The organism is Variovorax sp. PEI5, from assembly GCF_056679935.1.
The window spans coordinates 1,117,213-1,136,446 of the sequence record NZ_CM155257.1 but is presented as its reverse complement, the minus strand read 5'-3'; the positions used below and the strand labels follow the sequence as shown (position 1 = coordinate 1,136,446).

Genomic DNA, 19,234 nt, shown 5'->3' with positions numbered 1-19,234 from the left:
ATGCCGCACGACGGCGACAAGACCATGAACGATCCATTGCCCGGCGCGGCCGGAACCGATCCCGCGTCCGATCCGGCGCCGGCTCCCGCGCCCGCCACGCCGGCGCTCGCGCGCGAGGCCGCCGACCTGCGCGAGCAGCTGCGCCACAACGCCCATCTCTACTACGTGCTCGACCAGCCGGCGCTGCCGGATGCCGAGTACGACAAGTTGTTCCAGCGCCTGCAGGCCATCGAGACCGCGCATCCCGAGCTGCTGACCCCCGACTCGCCGACGCGGCGCGTGGGCGGCCAGGTGCTGGCCGGTTTCGTCAAGGTGCGCCACCGGGTGCCGATGCTGTCGATCCGCACCGAGACCGACATCACCGCCGCCGGCGCCGCCGCCTTCGATGCCCGGGTGCGGCGCGAGCTGGGGCTGGCGGAGGACGCGCCGCCGGTCGACTACGCCTGCGAGCTCAAGTTCGACGGCCTGGCGTTGAGCCTGCGCTACGAGGACGGCGTGCTGGTGCAGGCCGCCACGCGCGGCGACGGCGCGATCGGCGAGGACGTGACACAGAACCTGCGCACCCTGCGGCAGATCCCGTTGCGCCTGCATGGCGATGCCGCGCCGCCCCCGGTGGTCGAGGTGCGTGGCGAGGTCTACATGCGGCGCGACGACTTCGAGGCCCTGAACGACCGCCAGCGCGAGCGGATCGCGGCCGGCCAGAAGAACGAGAAGATCTTCGTCAATCCGCGCAATGCCGCCGCCGGCGCGGTGCGCCAGCTCGATCCGGCGATCGCGGCCTCGCGGCGGCTGAGCTTCTTCGCCTATGGCCTGGGCGAGGTCTCGACGCCGGAAGACGGCGGGCCGGACTGCCCGACCCAGATCGACTGGCTGGCGCAGTTCAAGACCTGGGGCTTCCCGGTCGCCACGCAGACGCTGCGCGCGCGGGGCGCGGCCGAGCTGGTGGCCTTCCACGAGGCCATCGGCCGCCAGCGCGACGCCTTGCCCTACGACATCGACGGCGTGGTCTACAAGGTCGACGACGTCGCCCTGCAGCGCCGGCTCGGCTTCGTCTCGCGCGAGCCGCGCTGGGCCGTCGCGCACAAGTATCTGGCGCAGGAACAGCTCACCGAGGTGCTGTCGATCGAGGTGCAGGTCGGGCGCACCGGCAAGCTGACGCCGGTGGCCAAGCTGGCGCCGGTGTTCGTCGGCGGCGTCACGGTGACCAATGCCACGCTGCACAACGAGATGGAGGCGCGCCGCAAGGACGTGCGCGTGGGCGACACGGTGATCGTGCGGCGCGCCGGCGATGTCATCCCCGAGGTCGTCGGACTCGCGCCGGCCAGCCTGGCGCGGCCCGAGGGCGAGCGCGGCGCCGTCTTCACCATGCCGGCCCATTGCCCGGTCTGCGGCTCCGATGCCCTGCGCGCCGAGGGCGAAGTCGACCATCGCTGCACCGGGGGCCTGTTCTGCGCCGCCCAGCGCAAGGAGGCGGTGCTGCACTTCGCCGCCCGGCGCGCCGTCGACATCGAGGGGCTGGGGGACAGGCTGGTCGAGCAGCTGGTCGACGCCCAGCTCATCCGCACCCTGCCGGATCTCTACAAGATCGGGCTGGTCACGCTCGCCGGGCTGGCGCGGATGGCCGACAAGTCGGCCGCCAACCTGGTCGAGGCGCTGCAGAAGTCCAAGCACACGACCCTGCCGCGCTTCCTCTTCGGGCTGGGCATCCGCCACGTCGGGGAGAGCACCGCCAGGGACCTGGCGCTGCATTTCGGCAGTCTCGACGCCATCATGGCCGCCAGCGAGGCGGAGCTGCTGGAGGTCAACGACGTCGGTCCGGTGGTGGCGACGAGCCTGCGGACCTTCTTCGACCAGCCGCACAACCGGGAAGTGGTCGAGCAGCTGCGCGCCGCCGGGCTGAGCTGGGAGGAGGGCGCACCCGCCGCGCGCGCGCCGCGACCGCTGGCGGGCAAGACCTTCGTCATCACCGGCACGCTTCCTACGCTGTCGCGCGACGAAGCCAAGGACAAGCTGGAGGCTGCGGGCGCGAAGGTCGCCGGTTCGGTCAGCAAGAAGACGGACTATGTGGTCGCCGGCACGGAAGCCGGCAGCAAGCTCGAAAAAGCGAACTTGTTGGGGGTTCCGGTGATCGATGAGGAAGGGATGTTGTACATCCTGGATCATGGTCCCGACAGGGAGGTCGCCGACGACAGGTGATTTCGGGGCCTCATACCCGCGCGCCGCCTCGACGACGGCATCGAAAGGAAACGCCATCATGAAGAAGACCACCCGCTGGCTCGCCGGCTCACTCGGACTCTGCGGCGTCCTGCTGCTCGGCGGCTGCGCCGCCCCCGGCCCCTATGGCGACTACGGCTACGGAACCAGCTACGGCGGCTATTCCAGCTCCTACTACGACTCCGCGCCGGTGGTCGTGCCGGCACCGGTCTACATCCAGGGCGGCTACTACGACAGCCCCGGCTACTACGGGCGCCCGGGCTACTACGGACGTCCTGGCTATGCGGCGCCGCCGAACTATGGCGCGCGACCCGGCTACGGCTCCAGGCCCGGCTATGGCGGCCGTCCGGGTCGCCCCGACCCGGGCTATCGCCCGGGCGGCAATCCGGGCATCCAGCCCGGCGACGCGCGTCCGGGGCGCGGCAATCCGACGCCACAGCAGCTCGCGCCCTCGGTCAATCCCATCCTGTCGCCGAACGACCGTTCGATGCCGATCGAGTCGCAGCGCATCTTGCGCGAGCGGGCCTCCGGGACGACGGGCGGATCCTGAAGGCGGGGGTGGTGACGTCATGACCGTCCGGGAGATCCTGAAGATGGGCGATCCGCGCCTGCTGCGCGTCGCGCAGCCGGTTGAGGCCTTCGACACCGACGCCTTGCACCTGCTGGTGAGCGACATGTTCGACACCATGCATGCCGTCAATGGCGCCGGCCTGGCCGCGCCGCAGATCGGCGTCGACCTGCAGCTGGTGATCTTCGGCACCGATGCGCCCAATCCCCGCTACCCCGATGCGCCGGTGGTGCCACGCACCGTGCTGGTGAATCCGGTGATCACGCCGCTGGGCGACGAGGAGGAGGAAGGCTGGGAGGGCTGCCTGTCCGTGCCCGGCCTGCGCGGGGTGGTGCCGCGCTTCGCGCGCATCCGCTACACCGGCTTCGATCCCTATGGCGATCCGATCGATCGCACCGTGGGCGGTTTCCACGCGCGGGTGGTGCAGCACGAGGTCGACCACCTGTGGGGCAAGCTCTATCCCATGCGCATCCGGGACTTCTCGCGCTTCGGCTTCACCGAGGTGCTGTTCCCCGGACTCGACGCCAGCGCCGACGACTGAGGCCGGCCGCGTCGCCGGCCCGCCAGGTTCAGTTGTAGCGGCCCGCGCTGCCGCCGGCGCTGAAGCGGCCGGCGCCCAGGAACACCAGCGCGATGGCGCCGAACAGGAACATGCCCTGCAGTTCGAGCGCCCAGCCACCGGACTTGCCGAGGCTGGCCAGCTGGCCGGTGTGCGCCAGCGCGATCGCCACCACCATGTTGATCGCGATGATCAGGGCCGCCGGCCGCGTCAGCGCGCCGATGATCACCAGCACCGGCGCCACCACCTCGCCGATGTAGACGCCATAGGCGAAGCCGGCGGGCAGGCCGTTGGCCGTCACCATGCCAATGATGGAGCCGATGCCGTTGCTGATCTTGGAGATGCCGTGCAGCAGGATCAGGATGCCGAGCGCCAGGCGCAGGACGAGCTTGCCGGTGTCGTCGGAGGTGGACATGGGGAGGGCCTTTGTGCAGTTGGAATGGAGCCGGATTGTGGTCGATCTTCAGGACCGCGCGGGCAAGGACGCGGAGGCCCCCGTAAACTGCGCAGCACGTTTTTTGCGCCCAGAAAGTCATCCATGAGCCACCACGCCTCCTTCCCCGCGGCCCGTCCACGCCGCGTTTCCGCCCGCCGCCTGGCCTTGTCCGTCCTCTGCGCCGCGACGACCGTGCTGGCGGCCGCGCCGGCGCTGGCCGGCAAGACGCTCGATGCCGTCAAGCAGCGCGGCAGCGTCAAGTGCGGCGTCACCAATGGCGTGGCCGGGTTCTCGGCGCCGGACACGCAGGGCCAGTGGTCGGGCCTGGATGTCGACACCTGCCGTGCGATCGCGGCGGCGGTGCTCGGCGACGCCAGGAAGGTCGAGTTCGTGCCGCTCAACTCGCAGCAGCGCTTCTCGGCCCTGCAGGCCGGCGAGATCGACATCCTGGCGCGCAACACCACCTGGAACCTGACGCGCGACGCCTCGCTGGGCTTCCACTTCACCACCATCAACTACTACGACGGCCAGGGCTTCCTGGTGCCCAAGAAGATCAAGGTGACGAGCGCCAGGCAGCTCAAGAACGCCACCATCTGCACCCAGGCCGGCACCACCAACGAGAAGAACGTCGCCGACTACTTCCGCAGCCAGAACATCCCGGTCAAGACGGTCGTCTTCGAGAGCTTCGAGGCCTCGTTCAAGGCCTTCTTCGCCGGCCGCTGCCAGGCCTTCACGACCGACGTCTCGGGTCTGGCCGGCCTGCGCAACAAGGAAGCCACCAATCCCGACGACTACCTGATCCTGCCCGAGCTGATCTCCAAGGCGCCGCTCGCGCCCGTGGTGCGCCGCGGCGACGACGAGTGGTTCGCGATCGTCAAGTGGGTGCCCAACGCGCTGATCGAGGCCGAGGAGGCCGGCGTCACGCAAGGCAACATCGACGCCCTGAAGGCCAGCGGCAAGGACCCGGTGCAGCAGCGCCTGGCGGGTGCCGGCGACGACCTCGGCAAGCTGCTGGGGCTGGACAAGGAATGGTCCTACCGCGCCATCAAGGCGGTCGGCAACTATGGCGAGATGTTCGAGCGCAACGTCGGCGCCCAATCGGTGCTGAAGCTGCCGCGCGGCGCCAACAACCTCTGGAACAAGGGCGGCCTGCTCTACGCGCTCCCGGTCCAATGAGCATGAGCGGCGCGCCCGAGCGGCGCTCGGCGGCGCTCGGCCTCGCGCTGCAGGCGCTGCTCGTCGCGGCGGTGCTGGGCGGGCTGTTCTGGGTCGTGCAGCATGCGCTGGAGGTGTTGCGCGGGCGCGGCGTGCGCTCGGGCTTCGACTTCCTGGCCCAGTCGGCCGGCTTCGAGATCTCCGAGGGCTGGCTGGACTACGACAGCGGTCAGCCGTTCTGGCGCGCCTTCCTCGCCGGCTTCATCAACACCGTGCGCGCGGCGCTGCCGGCGGCGCTGCTGGCGGTGGTGCTGGGCACGTTGCTGGGCATCGGCCGGCTGGCGCCGCACGCGCTGGTGCGCGGCCTGTGCGCGGTCTATGTGCAGACGGTGCGCAACGTGCCGCTGCTGGTGCAGATGCTGATGCTGTACTTCGCATTGACGCAATTGCTGCCCGATTCGGCCGAGGCGATCCGGCTGGCGCCGGGCGTGTTCCTGAGCAAGGGCGGCCTGTCGCTGCCGTGGCCATTGCGCGAGGCCGGCGCCTTCTGGCCGCATGGCTTCGAGTGGCCGGAGCAGGGCGGCTTCAACATCGTCGGCGGCGCCGCGCTGAGCCCCGAATACCTGGCGGTGGTCGGCGCGCTCGCGCTCTACACGGCGGCCTTCGTGGCCGAGATCGTGCGCGCCGGCATCGCCTCGGTGGCGCCCGGGCAGAAGCTGGCGGCCCAGGCGCTGGGGCTCGAGCCCGGCGCGCAGCTGCGCCTGGTGGTGCTGCCGCAGGCCTTGCGCCTGATCGTGCCGGCGCTGACCAACCAGCTGCTGAGCCTGACCAAGAATTCGTCGCTGGCGGTGGCCGTCGGCTATCCGGAACTGGTGTCGGTCGCCAACACCTCGCTCAACTCGACCGGGCGCGCCTTCGAGTGCATCGCGATCGTGATGGCGGTATACCTGCTGCTGTCGCTCGCGATCTCGGCCGGCATGAATCTCTACAACGCGCGCGTCGCGCTGCGGGGCTGGCGATGAGCGCCGCCCTGCCGCCGCCGCCGGCCGAGCCCTGGGCCCGTCGCTGGGGCCGCGAGCTGTTCGGCACGCCCTGGCGCGCATTGGCCAGCCTGGCGCTACTGCTGCTGGTCGCCTGGGCCGCCGCGCATGCCCTCGACTGGGGCGTGCTGCGCGCGGTGTTCCAGCCCGATGCCGAGGCCTGCCGGATGCCGGGTCGCGGCGCCTGCTGGGGCGTCATCGCCGAGAAGTGGCGGCCCCTGCTGTTCGGGCGCTATCCCTACGAGGCGCAATGGCGCCCGGCGGTGGCGGTGGTGCTGCTGTCGGCCGTGACCCTGCTGAGCGCCTGGCCGCGCAGCTGGCGCTGGTGGCTGGCACCGCTTTGGCTGGTCGCGCTGGGCGCCTTCGTGGTGCTGATGTTCGGTGGCGTCGCCGGACTCGCGGCGGTGCCGACGAACCGCTGGGGCGGGCTGCCGCTGACCATCGGCCTGGCGGTGATCGGGCTGGCGCTGGCCTTCCCGCTGGCCCTGCTGCTGGCGCTCGGGCGGCGCTCGCGCTGGCCGGCGGCGCGGGCGCTGTGCGCGACCTACATCGAGCTGGTGCGGGGCGTGCCGCTGATCTCGGTGCTGTTCATGGTGTCGTTCCTGCTGCCGCTCCTGTGGCCGGCCGGCTGGCAACCCGACGTGCTGGTGCGCGTGCTGGCCGGGCTGTCGCTGTTCGTGGCGGCCTACATGGCCGAGATCGTGCGCGGCGGCCTGCAGGCCGTGCCGCGCGGGCAGGTCGACGCCGCCATGGCACTGGGCTTCGGCCGCTGGCCGGTGCAGCGCGACATCGTGCTGCCGCAGGCCCTGCGGCTGGTGGTGCCGGCGCTGACCAACACCGTCGTCGGCACGCTCAAGGACACCTCGCTGGTGACGGTGGTCGGCCTGTTCGAGCTCACCGGGGCGCTGGGCCTGGCGCTGGGCGGCGATCCGACCTGGCGGCCGTTCTATCTGGAGGGCTACCTCTTCATCGCCGCCGTGTACTGGGTGATGTGCTTCGGGCTGTCGCGCTACAGCACCTGGCTGGAACGGCGGCTGGCGGCGGCCTGACGCCGGCCGGTGGCGCGCGCCGCTCAGGCCGCCAGCGCCTCCATCAGCTCGCGCTCGATCGCCAGCTGTCCGCGCTGGCCATGGAGCTGCGGACCGCTGATGAGGAAGGTGTCCTCCACGCGCTCGCCCAGCGTGGTCACCTTGGCGTACTGTAGGTTGAGCTGGTGGTGCGCCAGCACCCGCGCCACGGAATAGAGCAGGCCGGCGCGGTCGCTGGCCGAAATGTTGAGCAGCCAGTGCTGTGCCTTGTCGTCGGGCGTCAGGCTGATGCGCGGCTGGATCGGGAAGCTGCGCACGCGGCGCGAGACCCGGCCCTTGCCCGGCGCGGGCAGGGCGCCGGCCTCGGCCAGGGTCGTGGTCAGGCCGGTCTCGACCATGCTGATCAGGTCGCGATAGTGTTCCGGCGCGAAGGTCGTCACGACCTGGAAGGTGTCCAGCGCGTAGCCGGTGCTGGTGGTGTGCACCTTGGCGTCGAGGATGCTGAACGAGGACTGCTCGAAGTAGCCGCAGATGCGGGCGAACAGGTCCTGCTGGTCGGGCGTGTAGACCACCACCTGCAGGCCCTCGCCGATGGGCGAGAGCCGGGCCCGCACGATCGGCGCCGCCGCCGGATCGATGGGCGCGGCCTGCAGCCGCACGTGGCGCGAGAGCTGCTTGGTGTGCCAGGCGATCTCGGAGGCGTCGTGGCGCATGAAATAGCCCACGTCCAGGGTCTCCCACAGCTGCTTGTGCGACTCGAAGGGCATGGCGCGCAACGCCAGCTCCACCAGCGCCTCGCGCTTGCGCGCCTCGACCTCGGCATCCGGGTCGGGCATGTGGCCGCCGAGCACGCGCGAGGTGGCGCGATAGAGGTCCTCCAGCAGCTTGCCCTTCCAGGCGTTCCAGACGCGCGGCGAGGTGCCGCGGATGTCGGCGATGGTCAGCAGGTAGAGCGCGGTCAGGTAGCGTTCGCTGCCCACGCGCTTGGCGAAGGCGGCGATCACCTCGGGGTCGCTCAGGTCGCGCTTCTGCGCCACCGTGCTCATCGTCAGGTGCTCGGTGACCAGGAACTCGATCAGGCGCGAGTCCTCGCGCTCGATGCCGTGCTGGCGGCAGAAGCGGGCGACGTCGCGCGCGCCCAGGGTGGAGTGGTCGCCGCCGCGGCCCTTGGCGATGTCGTGGAACAGCGCCGCCACGTACAGCACCCAGGGCTTGTCCCAGCCGGCGGCCAGTTGCGAGCAGAACGGATATTCGTGCGCGTGCTCGGCGATGAAGAAGCGCCGGATGTTGCGCAGCACCATCAGGATGTGCTGGTCGACCGTGTAGACATGGAACAGGTCGTGCTGCATCTGCCCGACGATGCTGCGGAAGACGCGCAGGTAGCGGCCCAGCACCGAGGTCTGGTTCATCAGCCGGAAGGCGTGCGTGATGCCGCGCGGCTCCACCAGCATGCGCATGAAGGTGACGTGGTTGACGTGGTCGTTGCGAAAGCGGCTGTCCATCACCGGGCGGGCGTTGTAGAGGGCGCGCAATGTGCGCGCCGACAGGCCCTTGACCCCGGCGGTCTTCTGGTAGAGCAGGAAGGTCTCCAGGATGGCCTGGGGCTCCTTCAGGTAGAGGTCGTCGCACACGACCTCGATCATCCCGGCCTTCTCGTAGAAGCGCTCGTTGATGCGCGTGGGCTGCTCGGCCAGCGGATGCAGCCGCTCGGCGATGTTCAGCAGCAGGATCTGGTTGAGCTGCGTGACCGCCTTGGCGGCCCAGTAGTAGCGCCGCATCAGCGCCTCGCTCGCCTTGCGCTGGGACTCGCCGACATAGCCGAAGGTGGCGGCGACGGCGGTCTGCAGGTCGAACACCAGGCGGTCCTCGCGCCGGTTGGCCGTCACGTGCAGCCGGGCGCGGATCAGGCTCAGGAGCGCCTCGTTGCGCTTGATCTGGCGCACCTCGAAGGGGGTCGCCAGGCCGTTCTTGAACAGGTCCTCCCAGCGGTTGCCGAAGCCGGCGGCCTTGGTCACCCACAGGATGGTCTGGAGGTCGCGCAGGCCCCCGGGCGACTCCTTGCAGTTGGGCTCCAGCGCGTAGGGCGTGTCGTCGTACTTGTGGTGCCGGTGGCGCATCTCCTGCGACTTGGCGGCGAAGAAGGCGCGCGGGTCGAGCTCGGCGAAGAACTGCTTGCGGAAGGCCGCGTAGAGCTTCTTGTCGCCGGTGATCAGCCGCGACTCGATCAGCGCGGTCTGCACCGTGACGTCCTTGGCCGCCTCGGCCAGGCACTCGCCGACGGTGCGCACGCTCGAGCCGATCTCCAGTCCCGCGTCCCAGCACTGGCCGATGAAGGCCTCGACGCAGGCCGGGTCGATGCAGGTCGCATGCGACTCGGGCAGCAGCACCAGGACGTCGACGTCGGAGTAGGGGAACAGCTCGCCACGGCCGAAGCCGCCGACCGCCAGCAGCGCGGGCGCGCCGGAGAAGCCGGCCCGCTCCCAGAGCGCGACCAGGGTCTCGTCGGCCAGCGCGGCGAGCTGGCGCAGCACCGAATGCACGGCGCGCGTGGGGGCACGCGAGAAGCGCAGGGTATCGAACAGCGCGAGCTTGCGGGCGCGATACGTCTCGCGCAATGTCGCGGCGTCGACCTTGGCGACCTCGATCACGGCGGGGGTGTCCGGCGGCCGGCTCAGGCCGGCACGCCGGCCGCGCTGCGGGCCTGCGCCTCGCGCACGAAGGCCGGCGGCGGCGGGCTGCCGGCCGACAGCGTCAGCACCTCGTAGCCGGTCTCGGTGACCAGCACGGCGTGCTCCCATTGCGCCGACAGCGAGTGGTCGCGCGTGACGATGGTCCAGCCGTCGTACTGGCCGCCCTTGGCGTCCTCCTTGATGTCGCGCTTGCCGGCGTTGATCATCGGCTCGATGGTGAAGATCATGCCGGGACGTAGTTCCTCCATGGTGCCGGGGCGGCCATAGTGCAGCACCTGCGGCTCCTCGTGGAAGTGGCGGCCGACGCCATGGCCGCAGAACTCCCGCACCACCGAGAAGCCGTGCCCCTCGGCGTACTTCTGGATCGCGTGGCCGACGTCGCCCAGGCGGTTGCCCGGGCGCACCTGCAGGATGCCCTGCCACATCGCCTCGTAGGTGACGGTGCACAGGCGCTTCGCGGCGATGGAGACGTCGCCGATCATGAACATCCGGCTGTTGTCGCCGAACCAGCCGTCCTTGATGACGGTGACGTCGATGTTCATGATGTCGCCCTTCTTCAGGGGCTTGTCGTTGGGGATGCCGTGGCAGACGACGTGGTTGACCGAGGTGCACAGCGACTTCGGGAACGGCACGCTGCTGGCGCCCTGGTAGCCGATGGTGGCCGACGTGGTGCCCTGGCCGACCATGTACTCGGCGGCCAGGCGGTCGATCTCGTTGGTCGTCACGCCGGGCTTGATGAAGGGGGTGAGGTAGTCCAGGACCTCGGAAGCCAGGCGACAGGCGATGCGCATCGCGGCCACGCCCGCGGCGTCGTTGTAGGTAATGCTCATGGGGCCCAATTATCCCATCGGCCTCGCGTGGCGGCGGCGCCCCGGCGCGGAGGCCGACCCGGGCGCGTGGCCTAAAATCGCGGCCTCGCGCCAGGGGCCGTCCCAGTCAGCGGCGGTCCGGCGCCCCCGTCCTTCTCCTCGACCCTTCAATCATCCCCCGCCGGCCCCCGCGCCGGCCCACCGACCGTGACGCAGCAGCCCATCCACACCGCCCCGCCCATCGTGACCGTGTTCGAGGGCGGCAGCGCGCTCGGCGGCTTCCGCGCCCGCCAGCTGCTGCCCCGGCTGCGCGGGATCGAGCCCCGCATCAGCGCCATCGCGGCGCGTTTCGTGCACCTGGTGGTGACCGAGACGGCGCCCGACGCCGCCGCCCGGGAGCGCTTCGCGGCGCTGCTCGACTACGGCCCGGCCTACGAGGCGCCGGAGGGCCGCCAGGGCCTGTCGCTGGTGGTGACGCCGCGCCTGGGCACGGTCTCGCCCTGGGCGTCCAAGGCCACCGACATCGCCCACAACTGCGGCCTGGCGCTGCGCCGCGTCGAGCGCGTGGTGCAGTACCGGCTGGCGCTGAAGGCGCCCCTGCTCGACGGCCTGCTGGACAAGGCGCGCGGCACCCAACCAGTGCTCGACGCCCGCACGCTGCAGGCGGTCGCCGCGCTGCTGCACGACCGCATGACCGAATCCGTGGTGCAGGACCTCGACGACGCGGCGGCGCTCTTCGCCGAGCTGCCGGCCCAGCCGATGGCGCAGGTCGACGTGCTCGGCGGCGGCCGCGCCGCGCTGGTCGAGGCCAACACCCGCTTCGGCCTGGCGCTGGCGGCCGACGAGATCGACTACCTGGTGAATGCGTTCACGCGGCTCGGACGCAACCCGAGCGATGTCGAGCTGATGATGTTCGCCCAGGCCAACAGCGAACACTGCCGCCACAAGATCTTCAACGCCGACTTCGTCATCGACGGCGAGGCCCGGCCGCACAGCCTGTTCGGCATGATCCGCCACACGGAGCGGCAGAACCCGCAGCACACCGTGGTCGCCTATGCCGACAACGCCTCGGTCATGGAGGGCGGCCGCATCGAACGCTTCGTGCCGCGCGCCGCCGAGGCCGCCGAGGCCGGCGCCGGCGTGCCGGCCGCCTCGGGCGGGCGCTACCGCAAGGAGGAGACGCTGGCCCACGTGCTGATGAAGGTCGAGACGCACAACCACCCGACCGCCATCTCGCCGTTCCCGGGTGCCGCCACCGGTGCCGGTGGCGAGATCCGCGACGAGGGCGCCACCGGGCGCGGCTCGCGTCCGAAGGCCGGCCTGACCGGCTTCACGGTGTCGCGCCTGTGGCCCGGCGAGGGCCACTACGGCCGGCCCGACCACATCGCCAGCCCGCTGCAGATCATGACCGAGGGCCCGCTGGGTGGCGCCGCCTTCAACAACGAGTTCGGCCGGCCCAACCTGCTGGGCTACTTCCGCGAGTACGAGCAGGCCATCGCGGGCCGGGACGCCGACGGCGTCGCCACCACGCAGCATCGCGGCTACCACAAGCCCATCATGATCGCCGGCGGGCTGGGCAGCATCGACGCCGCGCAGACGAAGAAGATCCCGTTCCCGGCCGGCTCGCTGCTGATCCAGCTCGGCGGCCCCGGCATGCGCATCGGCATGGGCGGCAGCGCCGCCAGCTCGATGGCCACCGGCGCCAACGCGGCCGAACTCGACTTCGACTCGGTGCAGCGCGGCAACCCCGAGATCGAGCGCCGCGCCCAGGAGGTCATCAACCATTGCTGGCAGCAGGGCGAAGCCAACCCGATCCTGGCGATCCACGACGTCGGCGCCGGCGGCCTGTCCAATGCCTTCCCCGAACTGACCAACGACGCCGGCCGCGGCGCGCGCTTCGACCTCCGCGCGGTGCCGCTGGAGGAGTCGGGCATGGCGCCCAAGGAGATCTGGTGCAACGAGAGCCAGGAGCGCTACGTGCTGGCCATCGCGCCCGATTCGCTGGCGCAGTTCCAGGCCTTCTGCGAGCGCGAGCGCTGCCCGTTCGCGGTGGTCGGCGTGGCGACCGAGGAGCGCCAGCTGGTGGTCGCCGATGGCGCCGCCGATGGCCATCCGGTCGACATGCCGATGGACGTGCTGCTGGGCAAGCCGCCGAAGATGCTGCGCGACGTCGCCACGGTCGAGCGCCGGTTCGAGCCGCTCGACCTCACGGGCGTCGAGCTGCAGAAGGCCGCCATCGACGTGCTGTCGCATCCGACGGTGGCCTCCAAGCGTTTCCTGATCACCATCGGCGACCGCACGGTGGGCGGCCTCACGCACCGCGACCAGATGGTCGGCCCGTGGCAGGTGCCGGTGGCCGACTGCGCCGTCACGCTGGCCGACTACGCCGGCTTCGCGGGCGAGGCAATGAGCATGGGCGAGCGCACGCCGCTGGCCGCCCTGGACGCCCCGGCCTCCGGGCGCATGGCGGTCGGCGAGGCCATCACCAACCTGCTGGCGGCGCCGATCGAGCTCTCGCGCGTCAAGCTGTCGGCCAACTGGATGGCGGCCTGCGGCGAGCCCGGCGAGGACGCGGCGCTGTATGCGACCGTCGAGGCCGTCGGCCTGGCGCTGTGCCCGGCGCTGGGCATCTCGATTCCCGTGGGCAAGGATTCGCTGTCGATGCGCACGCAGTGGACCGATGCCGGCGAGGCCAAGAAGGTGACATCGCCGGTCAGCCTGATCGTGACCGCCTTCGCCACCCTGGACGACGTGCGCGGCACCTTGACGCCGCAGCTCGACCGCGAGGAAGCCGACACCACGCTGGTGCTGGTCGATCTCGGGCGCGGCCGCCACCGGATGGCCGGTGGCATCCTGGCGCAGGCGCTCGGCCAGAGCGGCTGCCCGGTGGTCGACGGCGTGCCCGACCTCGACCACCCCAAGGACCTGGTGCAGCTGGTGCGGGCCGTCAACGCGCTGCGCGCCGAGGGCCGCATCCTGGCGCTGCACGACCGCAGCGATGGCGGCCTGTTCGCCGCCGCCTGCGAGATGGCCTTCGCCGGCCATGTCGGCGTGGCGCTCAACGTCGACATGCTGATCACCGAGGGCGATGGCATCAGCGACAGCCGCGCCGAATACGGCGACGCCAAGAACTGGGCCGGCCAGGTGAGCGCGCGGCGCGAGGAACTCACGCTCAAGGCGCTGTTCAACGAGGAGCTGGGCATGCTGCTGCAGGTGCGCACGGCCGAGCGCAACGAGGTCATGCAGGTGCTGCGCGCCCACGGCCTGAGCACCCACAGCCACTTCGTCGGCAAGACCCGGCCCGAAGCCTCCACCATGGCCGCCGGCAAGGGCAAGATCGAGGTCTGGCGCGATGCCAAGTCGGTCTTCAGCGCCAGCCTGCACGACCTGCACCAGGTCTGGGATTCGGTCAGCTGGAAGATCGCCCGCGAGCGCGACAACCCCGAATGCGCCGATGCCGAGCATGCCGCCGCCGGCGAGCCCTCGGACCCCGGTCTGCACGTCTTTCTTCCGACCCCCCCAGGAGAGGGTGGAGACGAGGGCGGGTCCCCCCAGGCCCCCGCCATCCTCCAGTCGCGCCCCCGGGTCGCGATCCTGCGCGAGCAGGGCGTCAACTCGCATGTCGAGATGGCCTATGCCTTCACCGAGGCCGGCTTCGAGGCCTTCGACGTCCACATGACCGACCTGCAGGCCGGCCGCGCCGACCTCGCCGACTTCAAGGGCGTGGTCGCCTGCGGCGGCTTCAGCTATGGCGACACGCTGGGCGCGGGCATCGGCTGGGCGCGCAGCATCACCTTCAATCCGCGCCTGTCGGCGCAGTTCCAGGCCTTCTTCGGCCGCGCCGACACCTTCGGGCTGGGCGTGTGCAATGGCTGCCAGATGTTCGCCGAGCTGGCCGACATCATTCCCGGCGCCGAGGCCTGGCCGCGCTTCACCACCAACCGCAGCGAGCGCTTCGAGGCGCGGCTGTCGATGGTCGAGGTGCTGGAGTCGCCCAGCCTGTTCTTCGCCGGCATGGCCGGCGCGCGGCTGCCCATCGCGGTGGCGCATGGCGAGGGCTATGCCGACTTCGCGCGGCGCGGCGATGCCGACCGCGCCATCGCCGCCATGCGCTTCGTCGACAACCACGGCCAGCCGACCGAGCGCTATCCGTTCAATCCGAACGGCAGCGCCGGCGGCCTGACCTCGGTCACCACGGCCGATGGCCGCTTCACGGCGGTCATGCCGCACCCCGAGCGCGTGTTCCGCAACATCCAGATGAGCTGGACCGCCGGCGAGCGCGAGGCGCGCAGCCCGTGGATGCGGATCTGGCGCAACGCGCGCCGCTGGGTCGGCTGAGGCGGCGCCGGCCCGCCGGGACGGCGGTCCGTGGGCCCGGTTGCTCCGGTCGTTCCGGCGACCTCAGCGCCCGGTGCCCGCCAGGTACGCCTTGCGGGCGGCGAAGCCGGTGTGGGCGAAATCGGTGAAGACGCCATCGATGCCGGCGGCGAAGTAGGCCTGGTACTCGGCCGCCGGATCGCCCTTGTAGACACCCGCCAGGTACTGCGGCTCGTTCCTGAAGGTGTAGCTGTGCACGAACAGCCCGGCCCGGTGCGCGTCGGCGATCAGCGCGGTGGGCGTGACCTGCGTGACCTCGGCCAGGGTGCCCTTGTAGGGCGCCGGCTTGAACGGGACGATCGTGTGCGCCATGACCTGCGGCTTCCAGGGGCCGACGCCATCGGCATAGGTGGCGATCTCGGCCAGGCCGGCCGGCGTCAGCATGGCGCCGAAGAAGCGCGGATCGCCAGCCAGCGTCCAGCTGTAGGGCCGGCCGTCGACGAAGGTGTAGGCGTCGTCGGTGACGTAGATCATCTCGCCGGTCCGGAAGTCGATGTCGTTGCCGTCGACCAGCTGGACCGCCCGCGCCTTCATGCCGGCCGAGCGCAGGTATTTCAGGCTGGCCGGATCGAAGCTCTGCACCAGGATCGGCGCGTCCTTGCGGTCGAGGTCGTTGGCCCGCATCACCTTCAGGATCGCGTCCTCGAACGGATGACTGCCGGCCGGGCCGCAGCCGTTGGCGATCGCCTGGGCATTGTTCCAGTACGGGTTCTTGCTCTCCGGGTAGACCGTGAGCGTGCGCCCGAGCGCGGCGCTCTTCGCCCTGGCGATGTCGATGACCTGCTGGAAGCTGAGGATCGGCAGCTTGCCGTTGAGATCGGTCGGCCGCTGGGCGCGGGCGTCGTAGGTGGTGCCGGCGATCCACCGCTGGAGCTCGGCCAGCGTGAAGTCGGTGATGGACCAGTCGTTGGTGTGCTCCTCGCCATCGACCACCAGCGATCCCAGGACCGACTTCGGATCGTTCGGGTCGGTCAGGTCGCTGAGGTAGCGCGGCGGACCGTTCGAGGCGACCGGCGGGTACTTGACGTCGACCAGCACGCCGGGCGTGGTGCGCTTGCGGCGCGCCACCTCGGGATTGCCGGCCGCCACCTGGGCGATGTTGGTGTTGTCGCCGAGCCAGGGGTTGTGGCGCGCCACCGGGATGCAGTCCTTCGTCAGGTGGACGTCGAGTTCGAGAGAGTCCGCGCCGGCATCCGCCGCCGCCTCGTAGGCCGTGCGCGTCTCCTCGGGATACAGGCCCGGAAGGCCGCGGTGGCCGATGATCAATGGCGCGTTGCCGTCCAGGGTCTTGAGCGGCGCGAGGGCGTCGCCGCCACCACCACCATCACCACCGCCGCCGCAGGCGCTCGCCAGCAGCGTGCCCCCGAGCGCGAGCAGGACCCACAGGGGCCGTCGCGGGGCCGGGGCGGAAGGGGAGCGAGCATGTCTGGTCATGGGGTGCGGTCGGATGTTGGAATCGGTGGTGGACGCGCGCCGATGCTAGGTTCGGGCGGTGACCGATCCATGACATGCGCGCGACCGCCTCAGCCCAACACCGGCGCGGCCATGCCCCCGGCCGTCGCCGCCACCGTCACGGTGCGCCCGATGGTGGCGGTGTAGGTCGGCTGCTTGACGCTGCCGACATAGACATAGGCACCGCGGACGGCGCTCGGCGTGACCGTCATCAGCAGGTAGCCGCGGCGCGAGGTGTCGCAGTAGGCGACGTCGTCGATCAGGCCGAGGCCGGCGCCGAGGGCGGCCTCGCCCAGCTGCGGGGTCAGCGCGCTGCCGTCGATCGAGGGCGCCAGCGCGCCCAGGCCGAGCGCCTCGAAGCCGCTGGAGGTGACCGCCGTGCCCGCGAACTCGACGCCCGCCCGGTCGCCGGCCAGGGTGGTGAGCTGCGCGAACCAGGCATTGTGCGAATCGCCCGAGAGCGTGACGAGGCGTCGGCCCAGCGACCGGACGGCCTGCAGGAGGGCCTCGCGCTGCGCCGGATAGCCGTCCCAGGCGTCGAGGTTGTAGGGCAGGCGCGGGTTGGCGGTGGCATCGAGCAGGGCGGCCTGGGCCGATGTCAGGGCGCCCGCGCCCGCCGCCGCGCGCGTCGCCTTGGCGCCGAGGTAGGCGGCGATGGCGCCCGGCACGCTGGCCGGCGCGGCCGCGAAGGCCGCCAGCACCGAGCGTGGCATCCACATGCGGGCCATGACGGTCTGGTTGCCCAGCAGCTGCCAGGGCGCCGTCGATGCCGCCATGCCGGCGACGAGCCAGTCCTGCTGCCGGCTGCTCATCATCCGGCGCGCGGCGTCGGGGCGCCGGCCATCGGCATCGGGCGCGAGGCCGGCCAGGTAGCGGGCGGTGCCGCCATCGGCATCGCCGAAGCCGTCGTAGCCCCGGTCGCGACCCTCGATGCGGGTGTCCAGCATGTGCAGCGTGAAGAGCCGGCCGAAGTCGAAGCGGCGATGGATCCGCAGCAGGTCGTCCGGATCGGGGCTGCGGATCGGCATCCACTCGTGATAGACGCGGGCGGCGATGGCCTTGCGCGTCGCCCAGTCGCCCTGGGTCGCCGGATCGTGGTTCTGGGCGCCCTCGGCATGGGCGTCGTTGGCGAACTCGTGGTCGTCCCAGACCGTGATCCAGGGCATGCGCGCATGCGCCGCCTGCAGGTCGAGGTCCGACTTGTAGAGCGCGTGGCGCGTCCGGTAGTCGTTCATCGTCACGATGTCGTTGGCCGGACTGGCGACGCGGTTGCCGGGGATGGCGGCATTGCCGTACTTCCTCGGGTCCGAGCCGTACTCGTAGATGTAGTCGCCCAGATGCAGCGCGTAGAGCGCCTGCGACTTCGCGGCATCGGCATAGGCGTGGAAATAGCCCTCCGAGTAGAGCGCGCAGGAGAACACCGCGAAGGTGACCGAATCCGCATCGGCCGCCGGCAGGGTGCGCGTGATGCCCACGGTGGACGAGGCACCGGTGGCGTCGCGGAAGCGATAGAAATAGCTGGCGCCGGGCGCGAGGCCCGTGACGTCGACCTTGGCCGTGAAGGAGCGCGACTGCAGCGCCGACACGGTGCCGCTGCGCACCGGCCGGGTGAAGCCGGCATCGCTCGCCACCTCCCAGGTCAGCGCCACGTCGGCGGTGCTGTCGGGGATCTTGGCGTGGGTCCAGAGGATCACGCGGTCGGCCAGCGGATCGCCACTGGCGACGCCGAAGGCGAACACCGCCGGCGCGGTGTCGGGGGTGGCGGGCGCCGTGGGTGTGGTGGGCGAGACGGCGGTGCCGTCGTCGCCACCGCCGCCGCACGCGGCGAGCGAGCCGGCCGCCGCCAGCGCCAGCGCGCTGGAGGACGACCTGACCAGGAAATCGAGGAAGTCGCGCCGTCGTCGGTTGGCGATCTCGCGCAGATCGGTCCCGGTCTGTGCCGATGGTCCGACGGTGTGGGTGCTTGTCATCCGGATCCTCCCTGTGAAAGGAAGCGATTGGATGCGAGGCGGGTGACGGTTCGGTGAACGCGCGGCGGCTCGGCGTGCCCGTCCATCGAATGGCCCGGGGCGGACCAGGCAGGGGGTGGACGCCCCGGGGCCGTCCTTACTCGATCTTGGCCTTGGCGCGCAGGTCTTCCTGGTACTTCTGCAGGCGCTGCTGCTGCAGCTGCTGCGTGACCTGCGGCTTGACCTCGTCGACCTTGGGCAGCTGGGCCGAGCGGATCTCGTCGACGCGGATGACGTGGTAGCCGAACTGCGACTTCACCGGCGCGGCGGTGGTCTCGCCCGGCTTGAGCTTGATCATGGCCTCGGAGAATTCCGGCACGAAGCTCGACGGGTTGGCCCAGTCGAGGTCGCCGCCGTTGGCGCCCGATCCGGGGTCCTTGCTCTGCTTCTTGGCGATGTCCTCGAACTTGGCGCCCTTCTTCAGGTCCGCGATGATCTTCTGCGCCTCGGCCTCGGTCTCGACCAGGATGTGGCGCGCCTTGTATTCCTTGCCGCCGTTGGCCGCGGCGAACTTGTCGTACTCGGCCTGCACGTCGGCATCGGTGACCGGGTTCTGCTTGCGGTAGTTCTCGAACAGGGTGCGGATCAGGATCGCCTGGCGCGCGAGTTCGAGCTGGGCGCGGTACTCGGGCGAGGCTTCCAGGCCCTGCTTCTGCGCTTCCTGCATGAAGATCTCGCGGGCGATGATCTCCTCCTTCAGCTGCGGCTCCAGGTCCGGCGTGACCGGGCGGCCGCTGGCGGCGAGCTGCTGCGCCAGCGCATCCACGCGCGACTTCGGGACCGGCTTGCCATTGACGATGGCGATGTTCTGGGCGAGGGCGCCCACGGAGGCCGCGCCCAGGACGAGGGTGGCCGCAACGGTCTTCAGGAGTTGTTTCTTCATGGGAGAAGGCAGGG

Annotated in this window: 13 protein-coding genes; 7 read left to right on the top strand and 6 right to left on the bottom strand. The window is 70.9% G+C overall.

The features are described from left to right. Positions 1-24: 24 nt before the first annotated feature. Genes ligA through def form a run of 3 tightly spaced genes read left to right on the top strand, consistent with a single transcriptional unit; the run spans position 25 to position 3,323 of the window. Entirely contained in the window at positions 25-2,196 is a 2,172-nt protein-coding gene (ligA, locus tag AC1MLT_RS05215) for an NAD-dependent DNA ligase LigA (RefSeq protein WP_481034906.1), read from the top strand. Between the two features lie 58 nt (positions 2,197-2,254). After that, a complete protein-coding gene (locus tag AC1MLT_RS05210) occupies positions 2,255-2,764 on the top strand; it encodes a hypothetical protein (protein WP_481034202.1) in 510 nt (169 codons plus the stop codon). 19 nt (positions 2,765-2,783) lie between these two features. After that, a complete protein-coding gene (gene def, locus AC1MLT_RS05205; RefSeq protein WP_481034201.1) occupies positions 2,784-3,323 on the top strand; it encodes a peptide deformylase in 540 nt (179 codons plus the stop codon). Positions 3,324-3,351: 28 nt separating this feature from the next. On the opposite strand, the gene AC1MLT_RS05200 is transcribed toward def, so the two are convergent. Then, on the bottom strand, positions 3,352-3,756 hold the full coding sequence (locus AC1MLT_RS05200) for a DoxX family protein (protein WP_481034200.1): 405 nt from the start codon (positions 3,754-3,756) through the stop codon (positions 3,352-3,354). A 186-nt stretch (positions 3,757-3,942) separates the two neighbouring features. On the opposite strand from AC1MLT_RS05200, the gene AC1MLT_RS05195 reads away from it, so the two are divergent. The 3 genes from AC1MLT_RS05195 to AC1MLT_RS05185 are packed head-to-tail and all read left to right on the top strand — an operon-like array spanning position 3,943 to position 7,021. Further along, on the top strand, positions 3,943-4,953 hold the full coding sequence (locus AC1MLT_RS05195; protein ID WP_481034199.1) for an amino acid ABC transporter substrate-binding protein: 1,011 nt from the start codon (positions 3,943-3,945) through the stop codon (positions 4,951-4,953). Continuing rightward, entirely contained in the window at positions 4,950-5,954 is a 1,005-nt protein-coding gene (locus tag AC1MLT_RS05190) for an amino acid ABC transporter permease (RefSeq protein ID WP_481034198.1), read from the top strand. The genes AC1MLT_RS05195 and AC1MLT_RS05190 overlap by 4 nt, the downstream gene beginning before the upstream one ends. Beyond that, positions 5,951-7,021: an amino acid ABC transporter permease gene (locus tag AC1MLT_RS05185; RefSeq protein ID WP_481034197.1), complete on the top strand. Its 1,071-nt coding sequence runs from the start codon at positions 5,951-5,953 to the stop codon at positions 7,019-7,021. Before AC1MLT_RS05190 ends, AC1MLT_RS05185 begins: the two co-directional genes overlap by 4 nt. A gap of 23 nt (positions 7,022-7,044) precedes the next feature. Here AC1MLT_RS05185 and AC1MLT_RS05180 read toward each other — a convergent pair whose 3' ends face one another. Both AC1MLT_RS05180 and map read right to left on the bottom strand, forming a co-directional pair. Further along, entirely contained in the window at positions 7,045-9,648 is a 2,604-nt protein-coding gene (locus tag AC1MLT_RS05180) for a [protein-PII] uridylyltransferase (protein WP_481034196.1), read from the bottom strand. A 23-nt stretch (positions 9,649-9,671) separates the two neighbouring features. Then, positions 9,672-10,520: a type I methionyl aminopeptidase gene (gene map, locus AC1MLT_RS05175; protein ID WP_481034195.1), complete on the bottom strand. Its 849-nt coding sequence runs from the start codon at positions 10,518-10,520 to the stop codon at positions 9,672-9,674. 186 nt (positions 10,521-10,706) lie between these two features. Between map and purL the strand changes: the two genes are divergently transcribed. Then, positions 10,707-14,837: a phosphoribosylformylglycinamidine synthase gene (purL, locus tag AC1MLT_RS05170; RefSeq protein WP_481034194.1), complete on the top strand. Its 4,131-nt coding sequence runs from the start codon at positions 10,707-10,709 to the stop codon at positions 14,835-14,837. Positions 14,838-14,900: 63 nt separating this feature from the next. Here the strand turns inward: purL and AC1MLT_RS05165 are convergent, their stop codons facing one another. The 3 genes from AC1MLT_RS05165 to AC1MLT_RS05155 form a co-directional block, all read right to left on the bottom strand. Continuing rightward, positions 14,901-16,310: a glycerophosphodiester phosphodiesterase family protein gene (locus tag AC1MLT_RS05165; RefSeq protein WP_481034192.1), complete on the bottom strand. Its 1,410-nt coding sequence runs from the start codon at positions 16,308-16,310 to the stop codon at positions 14,901-14,903. An 89-nt stretch (positions 16,311-16,399) separates the two neighbouring features. Then, on the bottom strand, positions 16,400-18,298 hold the full coding sequence (locus tag AC1MLT_RS05160; RefSeq protein WP_481034191.1) for an alkaline phosphatase D family protein: 1,899 nt from the start codon (positions 18,296-18,298) through the stop codon (positions 16,400-16,402). Between the two features lie 136 nt (positions 18,299-18,434). Further along, entirely contained in the window at positions 18,435-19,220 is a 786-nt protein-coding gene (locus tag AC1MLT_RS05155) for a foldase protein PrsA (RefSeq protein WP_481034190.1), read from the bottom strand. Between the last annotated feature and the right edge of the window lie 14 nt (positions 19,221-19,234).